Raw genomic sequence first — 14,639 nt, forward strand, 5'->3', positions numbered from 1 at the left:
GACTTACCACGGCGCATGAGACACCAACTGGCCGCTGAAAAAGCCCCAGGCGATCAAGCCCACGGTGATCGCGGCCAGCACGACACGCACGGTCAAGGCAGTGACGAGGCGGTTGGAGTTGCCCTCGTCCTTGACCAGAAAGAACAAGCCACTGAACAGGCTTACAACAGTCGCGATCAGCATCAGGGCAATAGCTGCTTTGAGCATGGTCAGGTTCCCTTCGGATGGGCAGGCAATGAAAATCAGTATAGCCAGCGCCATAAAAGACTTTCGCCCAGGGCTCGCACCCACGTTGGTGGTGCTGGTGCTGCTGCCGTTGATGGTGAGCCTGGGGTTCTGGCAATTGGCACGCGGCCATGAAAAACAGCTGCTGCTGGCCAGCTACGCCGAGCGGCGCGTGGCCGAGCCCATCAGCAGCGTGCAGCTCAATGACATGGCCGACCCGGCCTTTCGCCGCGTGCGCCTGCGTGGTCAATTCGACGCCGAACACAGCGTATTGCTCGACAACCGCATGCGCGATGGCAAGGCCGGTGTCGAGTTGCTGCAACCCTTTCACGACCAGGCCAGTGGCCTGTGGCTGTTGCTCAATCGCGGCTGGCTGCCGTGGCCGGACCGTCGCACGCCACCGGTCTTCAGCACACCCGAGCAACCGTTGAATCTCGACGCCTGGGTGTACGTCGCCCCGGGCGAAACCTTCCAATTGCACGCCGACCCCACGACCACGCAATGGCCGCGCCTGCTCACCGCGCTGCACCCCGCCGCCTTCTGGGCTGAATTGAGCCGTAGCGGGTTTGCCTACCAACTGCGCGCGGAACCTGGCCCTGGCACGTACGACACCACGTGGCCGGTGGTCGCCATGGGCCCGGAAAAACACCTGGGCTACGCCGTGCAGTGGTTCGCTATGGCGTTGGCGCTGTTGGCGCTTTACCTCTACCTCGGATGGCACAACAAAAAGGAGAAGTCCAATGGGCGCGGCCATGAATCCACCCAGCGCATCTGAGGCGCCCGACCGGCGCAAAGGCCGCTGGCAGCTGATTTTGATTTTGATGATGGTGATCGGCCCGATGGCGCTGGCCACCTTCATGTACAAACTGCAGTTCTGGGTGCCGGACAACCGCAGCTACCACGGCGAACTGATCGGCAATGGCCAGACCCGCGCCGACATCGGCGTGCAGGCCGATGAAGACCGCTGGCAGTTGCTGGTCACCGCGCCCACCGCCTGCGCCGCTGAGTGCCAACAACTGGTGTACTTGGCGCGCCAGCTGCAAATCAGCCTGGGCCGCGATGCGTCCCGCGCCAGCCATGCCCTGGCCAGTGCGCAGCCGGTGAGCAGCGACTACGAGGCCAAGCTCAAAGCCGAATACCCGCAACTGCAACGCTACCCGCTGGACCTGTCGACCTTCAGTAAAGACGCCGTTGTGCCCGGTGATGCGCAACTGTGGATCGTCGACCCGCACGGCAATCTGGTGCTGCGCTACGACGCCAGGGTCAAGGGCAAGGACTTGCTCAACGACCTGCGCCTGCTGCTGAAACTGTCGAACATCGGATAAGGGCATCGTCATGGCCAAACCTGGATTTCGCCTCGCGTTGTTTGCCACCTTATTGGCGCTGATTGTCGTGCTGCTCGGCGCCTATACGCGCCTGACCCATGCGGGGCTCGGTTGCCCGGACTGGCCGGGCTGCTACGGCTTTATCAGCGTGCCGCAAAGCGAAGCCCAGCTGGCGCATGCCGAGCTGCATTTCCCAGACACGCCGGTGGAGGCCGACAAGGGCTGGGCGGAGATGACCCATCGCTATTTCGCTGGCACCTTGGGTGTGCTGATTGCGCTGCTGGCGGCGCGTTCGTGGAGCCATCGACGTGATCCGGGCCAGCCGGTGAAGTTGCCGTTGTTTGTGTTGGCGGTGGTGTTTGCCCAGGCGGCATTCGGCATGTGGACGGTGACGTTGAAACTGTGGCCGCAAGTGGTGACGGGCCATCTGCTCGGCGGTTTTGCCACCTTGAGTTTGTTGTTTCTGCTGAGCCTTCGGCTGTCCGGCGTGCTGCCCGCGTTAATTGTGCCCAAGCGTCTGCAATATTGGGCAACCGCTGGGTTGGTGTTGGTGATCGGCCAGATCGCGCTGGGCGGCTGGGTCAGTTCCAACTATGCGGCGGTGGCCTGTATCGACTTGCCCACCTGCCATGGCGAGTGGTGGCCGGCGGCGGACTTTGCCAACGGCTTTCACCTCACCCAGCACATCGGCCCCAATTACCTCGGCGGGCAGCTCGACAGCGAAGCGCGCACGGCCATTCACCTGACCCACCGTATCGGCGCAGTGCTGGTCACGCTGGTGCTGTTGGGTTTGGCGTGGCAGTTGCGCGCTGTGGGCATGACCCGGCTCGCGGGCTTGTTGCTGATCGCGCTGGCGGCACAAATCTGCCTGGGCGTGAGCAACGTCTACTTTCACCTGCCACTGCCGGTCGCAGTCGGCCATAACGCTGGCGGTGCGGCTCTGTTGCTGACGCTGGTGCTGGTCAATTACCACGCGCGCACCAGCCTGGTCCGGGTGCGCCATCAGTTGCCGTTCGGTTGGCGCTTTATTCCACGCAAACACGTTTCGGGCCTCATCACCCTTAAAGGAGAGATGCCATGGCGACCTTGATCGGCGCGCGTCACGATCAGGCGATCTGGCGGGACTATTTGGAGCTGACCAAGCCGAAAGTGGTGGTGCTGATGCTCATCACATCCTTGGTGGGCATGTTCCTCGCGACGCGCGCCGGCGTGCCGTGGGCGGTGCTGATTTTCGGCAACCTGGGCATTGCCCTGTGTGCCGGTGGCGCGGCGGCGGTCAACCATGTGGTGGATCGGCGCATTGATGCAGTCATGGCGCGCACGCATAAGCGGCCAATGGCAGAAGGGCGCGTGTCGCCGGTGGCCGCCCTGGCCTTTGCTTTGTTTCTGGCTGTTGCAGGTTTGGCCCTGCTGCTGGCGTTTACCAACCCCTTGGCGGCGTGGCTGACGCTGGCCTCGCTGCTCGGTTATGCGGTGATCTACACCGGGTTTCTCAAGCGCGCGACGCCGCAAAATATTGTCATCGGCGGCCTCGCTGGCGCCGCGCCGCCGCTGCTGGGTTGGGTTGCGGTTACCGGGCATGTGAGCGCCGAGCCGCTGCTGCTGGTGTTGATCATCTTCGCCTGGACCCCGCCACACTTCTGGGCCCTGGCCATTCACCGCAAGGAGGAATACGCCAAGGCCGACATCCCCATGCTGCCGGTCACCCACGGCGAGCATTACACCAAGGTGCATATCCTGCTCTACACCTTCGCCCTGTTGGCGGTAAGCCTGTTGCCGTATGTGATCCACATGAGCGGCCTGCTGTACCTGGCGTGCGCGTTAGTATTGGGCGGGCGCTTTCTGCAATGGGCCTGGGTGCTGTACCGTGGCAGCAAGCCGCACGCGGCGATCAACACGTTCAAGTACTCTATCTGGTACCTGTTCCTGCTGTTTATCGCGCTGCTCGTAGACCACTACTTACTGTTGAACCTATGACTCGAACTCAAAAAACCGTCTTTATCCTGGTGGCCATCGTCGCGTTGATCATGGGCCTGACCGTTAACAAAGTGCTCAGCGGCAAGGGCCAGGGTGACCCCACCGCGCTGATCGACGCCGGCATCATCCTGCTGCCGCAAAGCCGCCAGTTGCCGCCAGTGACCATGACAAACCAGAACGGCCAGCCGGTGGTGGTCAATGAGTTGAAAGGCAAATGGAGCCTGCTGTTCTTCGGCTACACCTTCTGCCCCGACATCTGCCCGACCACCCTCGCTCAACTGCGTCAGATCAAGAGCGAACTGCCCAAAGAGGCTGTGGATAAGTTGCAGGTGATTCTGGTCAGCGTTGACCCGAACCGCGACACCCCGGCTCAGCTCAAGCAGTACCTGGGCTACTTCGACCCGCAATTCGAAGGCCTGACTGGCGCGAGTGTGGACGATGTGCAGAAGGTATCGAATGCGGTGAGCATTCCGTTCATTCCGGCGGATACCAGCAAGCCGAACTACACCGTTGACCACAGCGGCAACCTCGCGCTGATCGGGCCGGATGGTACGCAGCGCGGGTTTATTCGTGCGCCGTTGAACAATCAAAAGCTGGTGGCGCAGTTGCCAGGGTTGTTGCAGCGCAAGTAAGCACGTAGGCGCTGATCGTTCCCACGCTCCGCGTGGGAATGCCTCTGGTGACGCTCCGCGTCACGACCTGAAGAGCGGACGCAGAGCGCCCTGGGTTGCATTCCCACGCAGAGCGGGGGAACGATCGGAGCAACACAAAACAAATGTGGGAGCTGGCTTGCCTGCGATAGCGGTGGGCCAGTCACCATCTTCGGTGACTGACACTCTGCTATCGCGGGCAAGCCCGCTCCCACATTTTTTGATCTTCAGTGTTTTGAGGATCGAGTTTGATCAGAACGCCGGCAGAATCGCGCCTTTGTACTTCTCAAGAATGAACGCTTTGACTTCAGGCGTGTGCAGGGCTGCAACCAGCTTCTTCACGGCGTCCGAGTCTTTGTTGTCGTCGCGGGTCACCAAGATGTTGACGTAAGGCGAGTCGTTGCCTTCGATCACCAGGGCGTCCTTGGACGGGTCTAGTTTGGCTTCCAGCGCGTAGTTGGTGTTGATCAGCGCCAAGTCGACCTGGGTCAGCACGCGCGGCAGGGTGGCGGCTTCCAGTTCGCGGAACTTCAGCTTTTTCGGGTTACCGGAGATTTCCTTGATGGTCGACAGGATGTCTGTCGGGTCCTTCAGGGTGATCAAGTTGTGCTTGGCCAGCAGCAGCAATGCGCGGCCGCCGTTGGTGGCGTCGTTCGGGATCACCACGTTGGCGCCATCAGGCAGGTCTTCCAGCTTTTTGTACTTGCTGGAGTAGGCGCCCAGGGGCTCCAGGTGCACAGCGGCGACGCTCACCAGGTGAGTGCCTTTGGTTTTGTTGAACTCATTCAGGTACGGCTGGTGCTGGAAGAAGTTAGCGTCCAGGCGCTTTTCAGCCACCTGGACGTTTGGCTGCACGTAGTCGGTGAAAACTTTGACCTGCAAATCCACGCCTTCTTTAGCGAGTGCAGGCTTTACGAATTCGAGGATTTGCGCGTGAGGCACAGGCGATGCGGCGACTGTAATAGTCTCGGCAGCGTGGGCGGAAAACGCGGCAACGGCGGCGAAAGCAACCAGTAGTTTTTTCATCCAACAAGCTCCTTGTTCGGGCATGTGCCGGCGTGGGCCGGGCAATGGCCGTTATTTTCGAGAATAGTGTGTCACCAGCTTGTCGCCGATGGTTTGCAGAATTTGTACCAGCACAATCAACATGACGACGGTGACGACCATGACGTCGTCCTGGAAACGTTGGTATCCATAACGGATTGCCAGGTCACCCAACCCACCGGCACCCACCACGCCCGCCATGGCGGTGTAGCCCACCAGGGCAATTGCGGTGACAGTGATTGCAGCAATGATGCCGGGCTTTGCCTCGGGCAGCAGTGCCTTGACGATGATCTGCCGCGTGGTGGCGCCCATGGCCTGGGTCGCTTCGATGATGCCGCGATCCACCTCGCGCAAGGCGGTTTCGACCAGTCGCGCAAAGAACGTCGAAGCGCCTACCACCAACGGTGGAATCGCGCCGGCCACGCCAAGCGAAGTGCCCGTGATAAAGATCGTAGTAGGGATCATCACAATCAGCAGGATGATAAACGGCAGAGAGCGTATCGCGTTGACGATGAAGGCCAGGACGCCATAGGTGGCTTTCTGCTCGAGCAACTGACGTGGGCTGAACAGGAACAGCAGAATGCCCAGCGGCAGGCCCACCAGTACGGTGAAAAACAGCGAAGTGCTGAGCATCAGCAGGGTGTCGCCCGTGGCAACCCAGATATCAGCCCAGTCAACGTTGTCGAAGTAATGCAGTAATACGTCCATTAACGCAGGACCTCCATGTGCACATCGGCCGCAGTGAAGCGGGCGAACGCCGCTTCCATGTCACCACCAGTGATGGCCAGGGTCAGTTGCCCGTAGGGGGTGTCTTTGATGTGGTCGATGCGACCAGCAAGGATGCTGTAGTCCACCCCCGTTTCGCGGGCGACGGTGCCCAGCAGCGGCGCGTAAGTCGATTCGCCCTGGAACGTCAGGCGTACGATGCGCCCCGGCACATGGGCGAACACATCATGCTGCTCGCCTTCGTCGACCTGATCGGCTTCTTGCACGAAGCGCTTGGTGGTCGGGTGCTTGGGGTGCAGGAACACATCGGTCACCGAGCCTTGCTCGACGATCACGCCAGCATCCATCACGGCCACTTGGTCGCACACGCGGCGGATCACGTCCATCTCATGGGTGATCAGCACGATGGTCAGCTTCAGTTCGCGGTTGATCTCGGCCAGCAGTTTCAGCACCGAGGCGGTGGTTTGCGGGTCGAGGGCACTGGTGGCTTCGTCGCACAGCAAAATTTTTGGCTTAGTCGCCAGGGCGCGGGCGATGCCGACGCGTTGCTTCTGGCCACCGGACAACTGCGCCGGGTACTTCTTGGCGTGCTCCGACAGGCCGACACGGGCGAGCAACTCAGCCACGCGCTGGTCGATGGCCTTGCGCGACAGTTCGCCAGCCAGCGTCAGCGGCAACGCCACGTTGTCGGCAACGGTCTTGGAGGCGAGCAGGTTGAAGTGCTGGAAGATCATCCCGACTTGCTGGCGGAAACGGCGCAGGCCGTTGGCGTCCAGCGCGGTGACTTCCTCACCGTCAACGTGGATCTGACCGCCGCTGGGCTGTTCCAAACGATTGATCAGGCGCAGCAGGGTACTTTTTCCCGCACCGGAGTGGCCAATCAGGCCGAACACCTGGCCGTTTTCGACGCGCAGGCTGGTGGGATGCAGTGCGGGGATTTCCTTACCGGCGACGCGGTAGGTTTTATGGACGTTATGAAACTCGATCACGTAGCGAACCTTGTGGGGCGCATGGAAAAGGGATCAGCGGTTAGCCGGGCGCGCATTTTAGCCTGTCCGTATAGTGTTTCTTAGCATTTATTTCGCATTCAACCAGCGATTTGGCAATAACGCGATCAAAGGTCATAAAAAAGGAACGGTGCAAAACCGTGTCAGTCACTACTTAAGCAACTCAATTTCCCAGGTGCCGTGCCTGGGTGTTTGCTCAAACGAGCCGGGGACCGCTCTGGCCACTTTGAATAAGGAGTTTTGACTGATGAGTACCAAGAAGCCAGCTACCCCGCCGAAGAGTGAGCTTGCGGGCACCGACACCCTCGACCGTGGCAACACCAACGCCAAGCTGCAGGCCTTGGAGGAATTCCGTTCCGACGCGACCGGCCAGGCCCTGCGCACCAACCAAGGCGTAAAGATTTCCGATAACCAGAACACCCTCAAAGTTGGCGCTCGTGGCCCGTCGCTGCTGGAAGACTTCATCATGCGTGAAAAAATCACGCACTTTGACCATGAGCGTATTCCGGAGCGCATCGTGCACGCCCGCGGTACTGGCGCCCATGGTTACTTCCAGACCTATGAGAACCATTCGGCGCTGAGCAAGGCCGGTTTCCTGCGTAACCCCGAGCATAAAACCCCGGTGTTCGTGCGCTTCTCTACCGTACAGGGCCCGCGTGGTTCGGGCGATACGGTGCGTGACGTGCGCGGCTTTGCCGTGAAGTTCTTCACCGACGAAGGCAACTTCGACCTGGTGGGCAACAATATGCCGATATTTTTCATTCAGGACGCGATCAAGTTTCCTGACTTCGTGCACGCGGTAAAACCTGAGCCTCACAACGAGATTCCTACCGGCGGCTCGGCCCATGACACGTTCTGGGATTTTGTCTCGCTGCAGCCGGAATCGGCGCACATGGTGCTGTGGGCCATGTCCGACCGTGCCATCCCCAAAAGCCTGCGCACCATGCAGGGCTTTGGTATTCACACGTTCCGCTTGATCAATACCGAAGGTAAGTCGAGCTTCGTGAAGTTCCACTGGCATCCCAAAGTCGGCACCTGCTCGCTGGTGTGGGACGAAGCGCAAAAGCTTGCCGGTAAAGACACCGATCACCACCGTCGCGACTTGTGGGAAGCGATTGAGGGCGGCGACTACCCTGAGTGGGAGTTGGGCGTACAAATCGTTGCGGAAGAGGACGAACACAAGTTCGACTTCGACCTGCTCGACCCGACCAAGATTATCCCTGAAGAGCTGGTGCCGATTACGCCGCTGGGCAAGATGGTGCTTAACCGCAACCCGGACAACTTCTTCGCTGAGGTCGAACAGGTCGCGTTTTGCCCAGGCCATATCGTGCCGGGTATCGACTTCACCAACGACCCGTTGCTGCAAGGCCGTCTGTTTTCCTACACGGACACACAGATCAGCCGTCTCGGTGGCCCGAACTTTCATGAGCTGCCGATCAATCGGCCGGTCACGCCGTTCCATAACGGGCAGCGCGACGCCCAGCATCGCACCGTGATCGACAAAGGCCGTGCGGCCTACGAGCCGAACTCGATTGATGGCGGCTGGCCGAAAGAAACCCCACCGGCTGCGCAGGATGGCGGTTTCGAGACCTATTACGAGCGTGTTGACGCCAACAAGGTGCGTGAACGCAGTGAGTCGTTTGGCGACCACTTCTCGCAAGCCACGCTGTTTTTCCACAGCATGAGCCACCACGAGAAAGAGCACATCATTGCGGCCTACAGCTTCGAGTTGGGCAAGGTGGAGCGTGAGTTTATTCGCGCCCGTCAGGTTAACGAGATTCTGGCCAATATCGACCTGGAACTGGCCAAGCGCGTTGCGCAGAACCTCGGTTTGCCGGCGCCGACCAAAGGCACTGTGCCGCCTCGTAAGACCTCGCTGAAAGAATCGCCGGCATTGAGTCAGGTGAATCTGCTCTCGGGGGATATCAAGACGCGCAAAGTCGCGATCCTGGCGGCTAACGGTGTAGAGGGTGCGGCGATTGCCGCGCTGAAGAAGGCGCTGGAGGCTGAGGGCGCACACGCCAAGCTGCTGGGGCCGACGTCGGCACCGGTGACCACCGCCGATGGCAAGAGCCTGAAGGTGGATGCGTCGATGGAAGGCATGCCGTCGATTGCGTTTGACGCGGTGTTTGTGCCGGGCGGCGCCAAGTCGGTGCAGGCGTTGAGTGGCGATGGCGTGGCGTTGCACTTCCTGTTGGAGGCGTACAAGCATTTGAAGGCGATTGCGGTTGCCAGTGATGCGAAGCCGTTGTTGGATCTGCTGAAGCTTGAGGCGGATGCGGGGTTGATCGTTGGGTCGGATGCCAAAGCATTTAAGACGTTTTTCGCCGCGATTGCACAGCATCGGGTTTGGGATCGTGAGCCTAAGGCTAAGGCGATTCCGGCTTAAGTTATTGGTTGACCGTTAGACCGCTATCGCGGGCAAGCCCGCTCCCACACTTGGATGTATTAACAGTTCAAAGGTGGGAGCGGGCTTGCCCGCGATGCTTTATTCCGCCTTACGCGGAGTCAGCACAATCTGCGCCGGGATGTGTTTCACAATCTGCCGGTGAATTTTCAGGTCATACCCCGAATCAATTCGCTTCACCCGTTTGCTCAGCAGCGTGGCCAGCCATGGGTAATCCTGGGTGCGCGGCGCCTGGATGGTCACGTCGCACTGGTAATTCACCACGTCGGTGGCGATCGCATCCAACTGATGGCGAAGTTCTTCGATATCGATGAGGTTCAGCGCAACCGTAGTGCTTTCAGCGGCCGGGTCGATGACCTTGGCAGGCGGTTTGGCTTCGGCAGCTTTCAAGGCGGCTTCTGCTTGATCCAGCTCGGCTTTGCGGGCATGGCTGATGGCGCTGTTCACGCCACCGGTCAGCGCCGGGGCCTTGGGCATCAGTGCACGGGCACGGCTCAGGGCTGTGGCGGCGGCGTTGACGTCACCTTTTTGCAGCACGATCTGGCTGCGCTGCAGGTAGGCTTCGGCCAATTGGCGCTGGTAAGCCTCAAGGGCCGGGTCGTTGGGCGACTGAGCCTGTAACGCGGCCAGTTCGTCTTCGGCGGTCGCCAGCTCACTGCTGGCCAGGTTTTGCTCCAGCTGCGCAATGGCCGCAGCGCGTGCGTCCGGTACCTCGGGGGCAGCGGGCGGTGTGCTTTGACAGGCGCCCAGCAGCAGGGAAAATGCGGCAAGGAGCAGATAACGGGCGTTGAACAGCTTCATTCCTGCGACTCTCTATTTGCGCAAAAAGCGAGCAAGTCTACACCCCTCGACGGGGCAGGACAAAACTCAGCAGAAACAGGGCGGCGGCCGTCACCACAATCGACGGCCCCGCTGGCGTGTCCTTGAACCAGGACAACGCCAGGCCCCCGCACACTGCAAGCATGCCCAACAGGCTGGCGCCGATCGCCATTTGCTCCGGTGACCGGGCGTGGCGTTGGGCGGCGGCTGCGGGAATGATCAGCAGCGAGGTAATCAACAATACGCCGACAATCTTCATCGCGACAGCAATCACCACCGCGATCAGCAACATCAGGGTCATGCGCAGGGCCGGCACGGGCAAACCTTCCACGGTGGCCAGCTCCTCATGCACGGTGATCGCCAGCAATGGGCGCCACAGGGTCACCAGCAAGACCAGCACAGCGGCGCTGCCGCCGAGGATCCACGCAAGGTCAGTGGGGCTGATTGCCAGCAGGTCGCCGAACAGGTAAGCCATCAGGTCGATGCGCACTTCATGCATGAAGCTCAGCACCACCAGGCCCAAAGACAAGGTGCTTGGCGCCAGGATCCCCAGCAGTGTGTCGGAAGCCAACGGCTGGCGCTGTTGCAGCGTCACCAGCAGCACCGCCAGCAGCAGGCAGCCCACGGTGACAGCGATGGTCGGGCTCACATCCAGCAAAAAGCCCATGGCCACGCCCAGCAGCGCGGCGTGCGACAACGTGTCGCCGAAATAGGCCATGCGCCGCCAGACCACGAACGAGCCCAACGGGCCCGCCACCAGTGCCAAAGCCAAGCCTGCCAGCAGGGCGTAGAGCAGAAAATCAGCCATGCTTGCAGCTATCTCCATGAACGTGGGTGTGGGGCATAGCGGGATCGTCAACGACTGCACCGTGCAGATCGTGGGCGTGGTCGTGATGGTGGTGGTAGATCGCCAGGCTCTGGGCGTTCTTTCCAAACAGCTCGACAAACGCCGGGTCGCTACTGACCTGTTCCGGGTGACCGGAGCAGCAGACGTGGCGGTTCAGACACACCACTTGGTCGGTGGTGCTCATGACCAGGTGCAGATCGTGGGAGACCATTAAAACACCGCAGCCGTGGCGGTCGCGCAGGCGGGTAATCAAGCTGTACAGCTCAGCCTGGCCGGCGACATCGACGCCTTGCACGGGCTCATCGAGCACCAGCAGCTCTGGCTCGCGCAACAAGGCGCGGGCCAGCAGCACGCGCTGCATTTCGCCGCCGGAGATGCTTTGTACCGGGCTGTCGATGACCTGTTCGGCACCGACTTCCTTCAGCGCAGCCTGCGCGCGAGCGCGGTCTACACCAGGCACCAGGCGCAGGAAGCGCAGCACCGACAGTGGCAAGGTCGGGTCAACGTGCAGTTTTTGCGGCATGTAGCCGACACGCAGTTTGGGCTTGCGCCACACACTGCCCGTGTCGGGCTTGAGCAAGCCGAGCACGGCACGCACCAAGGTGGTTTTACCGGCGCCGTTGGGGCCGATGAGGGTGACGATCTGCCCGGACTCCACGCTGAGTGCGATGTTATCCAGCACGGCTTGCCCGGCGAACGTGACCCCAACCTGTTCCAGGCGGATTAACGCGTTGCTCATCAAGCCCCCTGGCAACCCGAGCAGAGCCCGACCACTTCGACCGTTTGCCCTTCGACCTTGAAGCCAACCTCGGCCGAGCTTTTGATGATGGCGTCGCTGATGCTTTTTTGTTCAAGCTCGATGGCGGCGTGGCACTCGCGGCAGATCAGGAACTGGCCCTGGTGCGCGTGTTCCGGGTGGTTGCAGCCGACAAAGGCGTTGAGCGATGCGATGCGGTGCACCAAGCCGTTTTCCAGCAGGAAATCCAGCGCGCGGTACACCGTCGGAGGTGCGGCGCGGCGGCCGTCCTGCTCGCTGAGCACGCCAAGAATATCGTAGGCGCCCAGCGGCTTGTGGCTTTGCCACACCAGCTCCAGCACCCGACGACGCAAGGCGGTCAGGCGCAGGCCCTGACGGGCGCACAAGGTGTCGGCCTCCGACAGTGCGGTATGCACGCAGTGAGAGTGGTCGTGGGGGCGGCTGGCAATGGGTGTTTTAGGCATGAGCGGCGACAGACATTTGATAGAGACGTTATTATGTTACCTGTTCCTACGCCATTGAGTGGTTATCGTGTTCCGACTTTTTCCCGTTTTTGTCGTATTTGTCACCAGTTTGTTCATCGCCGGGGCTGCTCAGGCTGAGGTCAAGGTGCTGACCAGCATCAAGCCCTTACAGTTGATTGCCGCCGCTGTGCAGGACGGCGTGGCCATTCCAGAGGTGTTGCTGCCGCCCGGCGCGTCGCCGCACAACTATGCTTTGCGCCCATCCGACGTACGGCGCGTGCAGTCGGTAGACCTGCTGTATTGGATCGGCCCGGACATGGAGAGCTTCCTGCCACGCGTGCTTAAAGGCCGTAGCCTGCCGACCGTGGCGGTGCAGGATCTTGCGGGGATGAAATTGCGTCGTTTCGCCGAAGATAGTCATTCTCACGCTGAGGATGCCGACGAGCATGATCATGATCACCGCCCGGGCAGCCTGGATGCGCACTTATGGTTGTCGACCGTCAACGCTCGCGTGATCGCGGCGCGCATGGCGGCTGACCTCAGCGCTGCCGACCCGGCGAATGCTGCGCGTTATCAGAGCAACGTGCAGGCGTTCGATGAGCGTCTGGATGCGTTGGATGCTCGTTTGAAAGCGCGTTTGGCGAGTGTGGGCGACAAGCCTTACTTCGTGTTCCACGAAGCCTTTGATTACTTCGAAGACGCTTACGGGCTCAAGCACACCGGCGTGTTCAGCGTGGCCGCCGAAGTGCAGCCAGGCGCCCAGCATGTGGCGGCGATGCGTACGCGTTTGCAGGAAGTCGGCAAGACGTGTGTGTTCAGTGAACCGCCGTTGCGCCCGCGTCTGGCACAGACACTGGTGGCGGGTTTGCCGGTGAAGTTGGCGGAGTTGGATGCGCTGGGCGGTTATACGCCGGCCACCGCGCAGGGTTATGAGCAGGTGCTGGAGAAGTTGGGCAATGACTTGGCCGGGTGCCTGGAGTCGTTGTAACGACCCGCACAGAGCGACTGTGGGAGCGGGCGTGCTCCCACAATTTCTGACCGCGTGGAGCTTTAGAGCGCGAACGGCAGATGCACAGTGACCTGCTGACGCTGCGCCAGCCGGTGCTCGAACTCCGCCGGGTCATGAATCAACACATCCTGCCCCGCAAACGACTCAGCCGCGATCAAGCGTGATAGCCAGAAACGCACACACGCCACCCGCAACATGGTCGGCCACAGCTCGGCTTCCTTGGCTGTAAAGGGTCGCAGTCCCGCATAGGCCCCCAGCAATGCTCGGGCACGTTGCCCGTCGATCACCCCGTCCGCGTCCGAACACCAGTCATTCAAGGCGATCGCCACGTCGTACAGCATCGGGCCTGAGCAAGCGTTGTAGAAGTCGATCAAACCGGTGAGGTGCGTGCCTTCGAACATCGCGTTGTCACGGAACAGGTCGGCGTGAACGTTGGCGCGCGGCAGGGCGAGGATTTCGGCCTTGTGGGCTTCGATTTCGCTTAGCGCACCTTGCAGCAGGCGTTGCTGTGCATCGTTCAGGTGCGAAATGAGCTGCGCACCTTCAGTGAGCATCCAATCCAGCCCGCGATCAGTCTTGCGCTCCAGCACTTTCTCGCCTTGAGTGGCCAAGTGCAGATGGCCGAGCAGGTCGCCGACTTGGGCGCAGTGCTGGGCGTTGGCGTCCTTGATGTGCTTGCCGGCCAGGCGCGGTTGCAGCAGCGCCGGTTTGCCTTTCAGTTCGCGCAAGGCTACGCCTTCGGTGGTGCGCAACGCATACGGCACCGGCAAGTCGGCGTCGTGGAGCACGTCGAGCAGTTCGATGAAAAATGGCATTTCCGCGACCGGGCCGCGTTCAACCAGCGTCAGGACGAACTCGCCCTGTTCCAGGCTGATAAAAAAATTAGTGTTTTCGCTACCGGCGGCAATCCCCTGGAAATCAAGCAGGCGGCCGAGCCCGTAAGGGGCGAGAAAGGTTTCCAGCTCGGGCCGAGCCAGCGGGGTGAACACAGACATGGTTAAAACTGCCAGTACGGGCGCCGCGATGGGCGGCGCCAATTTAAGTTAAGAAATCATTTCCATTCGAAAATCTTCCATGACGGGATCAGCATATCCGGCTGGTCAGAACGGATGAAGTTCGCATCGGTTCCGTCCGCGCGCACCAGGAAATATGGTGGCGCACCCTTTACGGTGACCTTGATCGCGTACAGGAAACCGTTTTGGCGGTATTCCTGAATGGTTCTGTCACCTTCGGTGCGGATCGTGACTTCCGGGTCTCCCGAGGGCGCGCTGTCAGCTGCCGTGGCGGCCAGCGGCAAGAACGCAATCAAGCCGGTCAACAACAAGCGATTTACTGTGCGCATGATAACCTTGTCCCTTTGTCGTCATTGGTCCGGCTATTCT

At 60.8% G+C, this 14,639-nt stretch carries 17 protein-coding genes; 7 read left to right on the forward strand and 10 right to left on the reverse strand.

The features are described from left to right. Positions 1-3: 3 nt before the first annotated feature. On the reverse strand, positions 4-207 hold the full coding sequence (locus tag E0F99_RS13055; RefSeq protein WP_016969525.1) for a twin transmembrane helix small protein: 204 nt from the start codon (positions 205-207) through the stop codon (positions 4-6). 28 nt (positions 208-235) lie between these two features. Between E0F99_RS13055 and E0F99_RS13060 the strand changes: the two genes are divergently transcribed. The 5 genes from E0F99_RS13060 to E0F99_RS13080 are packed head-to-tail and all read left to right on the forward strand — an operon-like array spanning position 236 to position 4,159. Then, complete coding sequence (locus E0F99_RS13060; RefSeq protein WP_083355936.1) at positions 236-1,000, forward strand: SURF1 family protein; 765 nt, start codon at positions 236-238, stop codon at positions 998-1,000. Next, positions 966-1,550, forward strand: coding sequence for a hypothetical protein (locus tag E0F99_RS13065; protein WP_083355935.1), 585 nt, complete (start codon positions 966-968; stop codon positions 1,548-1,550). The genes E0F99_RS13060 and E0F99_RS13065 overlap by 35 nt, the downstream gene beginning before the upstream one ends. A 10-nt stretch (positions 1,551-1,560) precedes the next feature. Next, the gene (locus tag E0F99_RS13070; protein ID WP_083355934.1) at positions 1,561-2,640 is read left to right on the forward strand and encodes a COX15/CtaA family protein; all 1,080 of its coding nucleotides are present in this window, start codon (positions 1,561-1,563) and stop codon (positions 2,638-2,640) included. Further along, positions 2,628-3,527 carry a heme o synthase gene (cyoE, locus tag E0F99_RS13075; RefSeq protein WP_083355933.1) on the forward strand — a complete coding sequence of 300 codons (900 nt, stop codon included), beginning with the start codon at positions 2,628-2,630 and terminating at the stop codon, positions 3,525-3,527. Before E0F99_RS13070 ends, cyoE begins: the two co-directional genes overlap by 13 nt. Next, positions 3,524-4,159 (forward strand): SCO family protein, encoded by a 636-nt coding sequence (locus E0F99_RS13080; protein ID WP_083355932.1) that lies wholly within the window; start codon positions 3,524-3,526, stop codon positions 4,157-4,159. Before cyoE ends, E0F99_RS13080 begins: the two co-directional genes overlap by 4 nt. A gap of 270 nt (positions 4,160-4,429) precedes the next feature. On the opposite strand, the gene E0F99_RS13085 is transcribed toward E0F99_RS13080, so the two are convergent. The 3 genes from E0F99_RS13085 to E0F99_RS13095 are packed head-to-tail and all read right to left on the reverse strand — an operon-like array spanning position 4,430 to position 6,936. After that, entirely contained in the window at positions 4,430-5,203 is a 774-nt protein-coding gene (locus E0F99_RS13085; RefSeq protein ID WP_083355931.1) for a MetQ/NlpA family ABC transporter substrate-binding protein, read from the reverse strand. Between the two features lie 51 nt (positions 5,204-5,254). Next, positions 5,255-5,929, reverse strand: coding sequence for a methionine ABC transporter permease (locus E0F99_RS13090; protein WP_083355930.1), 675 nt, complete (start codon positions 5,927-5,929; stop codon positions 5,255-5,257). Beyond that, on the reverse strand, positions 5,929-6,936 hold the full coding sequence (locus E0F99_RS13095) for a methionine ABC transporter ATP-binding protein (protein ID WP_083355929.1): 1,008 nt from the start codon (positions 6,934-6,936) through the stop codon (positions 5,929-5,931). The genes E0F99_RS13090 and E0F99_RS13095 overlap by 1 nt, the downstream gene beginning before the upstream one ends. Before the next feature lie 265 nt (positions 6,937-7,201). Between E0F99_RS13095 and katE the strand changes: the two genes are divergently transcribed. Continuing rightward, positions 7,202-9,343 (forward strand): catalase HPII, encoded by a 2,142-nt coding sequence (katE, locus tag E0F99_RS13100; protein WP_083355928.1) that lies wholly within the window; start codon positions 7,202-7,204, stop codon positions 9,341-9,343. A 99-nt stretch (positions 9,344-9,442) separates the two neighbouring features. Here the strand turns inward: katE and E0F99_RS13105 are convergent, their stop codons facing one another. From E0F99_RS13105 to zur, 4 genes are read right to left on the reverse strand one after another with little or no spacing between them, the layout of a single operon-like run. Then, positions 9,443-10,162 carry a PA5502 family lipoprotein gene (locus tag E0F99_RS13105; protein ID WP_083355927.1) on the reverse strand — a complete coding sequence of 240 codons (720 nt, stop codon included), beginning with the start codon at positions 10,160-10,162 and terminating at the stop codon, positions 9,443-9,445. Between the two features lie 37 nt (positions 10,163-10,199). Continuing rightward, on the reverse strand, positions 10,200-10,988 hold the full coding sequence (znuB, locus tag E0F99_RS13110; protein WP_058421933.1) for a zinc ABC transporter permease subunit ZnuB: 789 nt from the start codon (positions 10,986-10,988) through the stop codon (positions 10,200-10,202). After that, entirely contained in the window at positions 10,981-11,766 is a 786-nt protein-coding gene (znuC, locus tag E0F99_RS13115) for a zinc ABC transporter ATP-binding protein ZnuC (RefSeq protein ID WP_083355926.1), read from the reverse strand. Before znuC ends, znuB begins: the two co-directional genes overlap by 8 nt. Next, positions 11,766-12,248, reverse strand: coding sequence for a zinc uptake transcriptional repressor Zur (gene zur / locus E0F99_RS13120; protein ID WP_083355925.1), 483 nt, complete (start codon positions 12,246-12,248; stop codon positions 11,766-11,768). The genes znuC and zur overlap by 1 nt, the downstream gene beginning before the upstream one ends. 58 nt (positions 12,249-12,306) lie before the next feature. Between zur and E0F99_RS13125 the strand changes: the two genes are divergently transcribed. Then, positions 12,307-13,236: a zinc ABC transporter substrate-binding protein ZnuA gene (locus E0F99_RS13125; RefSeq protein ID WP_083355924.1), complete on the forward strand. Its 930-nt coding sequence runs from the start codon at positions 12,307-12,309 to the stop codon at positions 13,234-13,236. Between the two features lie 62 nt (positions 13,237-13,298). Here E0F99_RS13125 and E0F99_RS13130 read toward each other — a convergent pair whose 3' ends face one another. Then, positions 13,299-14,252 carry a homoserine kinase gene (locus E0F99_RS13130; protein ID WP_083355923.1) on the reverse strand — a complete coding sequence of 318 codons (954 nt, stop codon included), beginning with the start codon at positions 14,250-14,252 and terminating at the stop codon, positions 13,299-13,301. A 56-nt stretch (positions 14,253-14,308) separates the two neighbouring features. Then, entirely contained in the window at positions 14,309-14,599 is a 291-nt protein-coding gene (locus E0F99_RS13135; protein WP_083355922.1) for a DUF2782 domain-containing protein, read from the reverse strand. Between the last annotated feature and the right edge of the window lie 40 nt (positions 14,600-14,639).

It is taken from the genome of Pseudomonas antarctica (genome assembly GCF_900624995.1).
GTDB lineage: Bacteria > Pseudomonadota > Gammaproteobacteria > Pseudomonadales > Pseudomonadaceae > Aquipseudomonas > Aquipseudomonas antarctica.

Coding starts and splice junctions, on each gene's coding strand:
- znuB (WP_058421933.1), bottom strand. CDS start 10,988: ATGGCTGATTTTCTGCTCTACGCCCTGCTGGCAGGCTTGGCTTTGGCA.
- E0F99_RS13055 (WP_016969525.1), bottom strand. CDS start 207: ATGCTCAAAGCAGCTATTGCCCTGATGCTGATCGCGACTGTTGTAAGC.
- E0F99_RS13060 (WP_083355936.1), top strand. CDS start 236: ATGAAAATCAGTATAGCCAGCGCCATAAAAGACTTTCGCCCAGGGCTC.
- E0F99_RS13090 (WP_083355930.1), bottom strand. CDS start 5,929: ATGGACGTATTACTGCATTACTTCGACAACGTTGACTGGGCTGATATC.
- znuC (WP_083355926.1), bottom strand. CDS start 11,766: ATGAGCAACGCGTTAATCCGCCTGGAACAGGTTGGGGTCACGTTCGCC.
- katE (WP_083355928.1), top strand. CDS start 7,202: ATGAGTACCAAGAAGCCAGCTACCCCGCCGAAGAGTGAGCTTGCGGGC.
- E0F99_RS13080 (WP_083355932.1), top strand. CDS start 3,524: ATGACTCGAACTCAAAAAACCGTCTTTATCCTGGTGGCCATCGTCGCG.
- E0F99_RS13065 (WP_083355935.1), top strand. CDS start 966: ATGGGCGCGGCCATGAATCCACCCAGCGCATCTGAGGCGCCCGACCGG.
- E0F99_RS13070 (WP_083355934.1), top strand. CDS start 1,561: ATGGCCAAACCTGGATTTCGCCTCGCGTTGTTTGCCACCTTATTGGCG.
- E0F99_RS13135 (WP_083355922.1), bottom strand. CDS start 14,599: ATGCGCACAGTAAATCGCTTGTTGTTGACCGGCTTGATTGCGTTCTTG.
- cyoE (WP_083355933.1), top strand. CDS start 2,628: ATGGCGACCTTGATCGGCGCGCGTCACGATCAGGCGATCTGGCGGGAC.
- E0F99_RS13130 (WP_083355923.1), bottom strand. CDS start 14,252: ATGTCTGTGTTCACCCCGCTGGCTCGGCCCGAGCTGGAAACCTTTCTC.
- E0F99_RS13105 (WP_083355927.1), bottom strand. CDS start 10,162: ATGAAGCTGTTCAACGCCCGTTATCTGCTCCTTGCCGCATTTTCCCTG.
- zur (WP_083355925.1), bottom strand. CDS start 12,248: ATGCCTAAAACACCCATTGCCAGCCGCCCCCACGACCACTCTCACTGC.
- E0F99_RS13085 (WP_083355931.1), bottom strand. CDS start 5,203: ATGAAAAAACTACTGGTTGCTTTCGCCGCCGTTGCCGCGTTTTCCGCC.